Origin of the sequence: Photorhabdus kleinii (assembly GCF_025384885.1) — a bacterium.
In the GTDB taxonomy this organism is placed as follows: Bacteria; Pseudomonadota; Gammaproteobacteria; order Enterobacterales; family Enterobacteriaceae; genus Photorhabdus; species Photorhabdus kayaii.
Map to the genome: position 1 here is coordinate 1 of NZ_JAJAFY010000129.1, position 1,380 is coordinate 1,380.

At 45.4% G+C, this 1,380-nt stretch carries 1 protein-coding gene; it reads left to right on the top strand.

Annotated elements, in window-relative coordinates; translation table 11 throughout:
• The first annotated feature begins 159 nt into the window (after positions 1-159).
• Entirely contained in the window at positions 160-1,206 is a 1,047-nt protein-coding gene (locus LG003_RS22935; RefSeq protein ID WP_262981756.1) for a major capsid protein, read from the top strand.
• Positions 1,207-1,380 lie beyond the last annotated feature (174 nt).

Below are 1,380 nucleotides of genomic sequence, written 5' to 3' on the forward strand. Positions count from 1 at the left end.
GCGCTACGTCCTTCGGCTATTTTCATTCGCGATAGCATTCAAGCCCCCATCGCTTAATTCCACTTAACTACGCTTGATGCCGTTAACCCGGCAGGGATGCGCTCGTTTTAAATTCAGTCTGGCAGCTCTGGCTGCCAGCATTGCATATAGAGAAATTGCATGAATATTTATGATACTAACGTGTTAGTACAGCTTGTTCCGAACTTGATCACAAGCCAAAACTGGCTGCTAGACCGCTTCTTTCCCAACATTGTGACTTATGAAACCGAGGTAGTGTCTATTGATGTCGATATCGGTAAACGCCGGATGGCGCCGTTCGTGTCGCCACTTGTAGAGGGAAAATTGGTTGAAAGCCGTAAATACCAGACTAATACATTCAAGCCCGCTTACATCAAAGATAAACGCGCCCCGGATTTACGTAAACCGATTCGTCGTCAAATTGGGGAGCGTATCGGCGGTGAGTACACAGCAGCAGAACGCGAAATGCTAAATCTGCAATTCGAAATGGCCGATCAAATTGACATGATTAACCGGCGATTAGAATGGATGGCTGCAAATGCGTTAGTAAAATCCCAAATTACTGTGGTAGGTGATGGATTTGAGACCACAGTAATTGATTTCGGTCGCTCATCTAATTTGACTGTCACATTAAGCGGTTCAGACAAATGGCCGCTAAAAGTTGCAGCAGGGGCAACAAACACGCAGCCGTCTGATGATATTGAAGCCTGGCAAACGTTAATTCTGAAAGAGTCCGGCGCAGTACCTACTGATTTGGTTTTTACAACATCATCGTGGAAAGCATTTCGGTTAGATACCAGCATTAAAGATACTGCGATAACTTTCCCATCATTAAACCCATTTGGTAACCAGGTGAATATCGGTCCAACAGTTCAAAAAGGGGCTGTATTTAAGGGGATTTGGGGCAACTTTAATCTCTGGTTATACAACGACTGGTTTATTGACCCTGTTGATAATGTTGAAAAACCCATGATACCCGATGGTACGGTTATCATGTCAGGTGCGGACTTAATGGGAACACGGGCTTTCGGACTCATTCTTGATCCAGATTTTATCTACGGACCTTTGGCTTATGCGCCAAAAAGTTGGGTGAATCCCGATCCGGCGCAACGTTATATCATGGTGCAATCCTCTCCTTTAGTTATCCCAAGCCGGGTTAATGCGGCATTGTGTGCAACGGTGGTGTGATATGGCAAAAAATAAACAGCAAGAAACTGAAAACGAACTGGGCGGCTTGCCGCCTGAATTAATGGTTGACGGCCAGGAGTCAGCTTCTCAGATAGAAACGGTGGAAGAAGATCCCACTGCTCCCGATACAGATAAGCAAAATGATGATGATCAGGGTGAGGATGAGGCAATCGT